Here is a 238-nt window from a genome sequence, read left to right as displayed (position 1 = left end):
AGTCGAAGTCGGCTCGATCGACGTGATGGCGATTCCCTCCGCTGCCACCTGCACCATCGCCGAGGGCGAAGTCCTGCAGCTGCCCAATATCGGCAATGCCGACATTGATGAAGCCGCCTACTTCGAGACCCTCCACGGCAAGACCGACATGCTGTTCGAGACGGCCGCACATGCCGGCGCGATTCTGGCCAGGGAAACCGACGAAACCGTCACCCCGGCACAGGTCAGCGCGCTGCAG

The 238-nt window shown here is 63.4% G+C and carries 1 protein-coding gene; it reads left to right on the top strand.

Translation table 11 applies throughout. From position 1 onward, the window contains the following. On the top strand, positions 1–238 hold a 238-nt coding region (locus R2R70_RS23015; protein WP_410979348.1), incomplete at both ends, for a polyprenyl synthetase family protein.

The sequence above is a fragment of the Cobetia sp. SIMBA_158 genome, from assembly GCF_046566945.1.
Classification (GTDB): Bacteria; Pseudomonadota; Gammaproteobacteria; order Pseudomonadales; family Halomonadaceae; genus Cobetia; species Cobetia amphilecti.
This window is presented reverse-complemented; position numbering and strand designations above follow the sequence as displayed.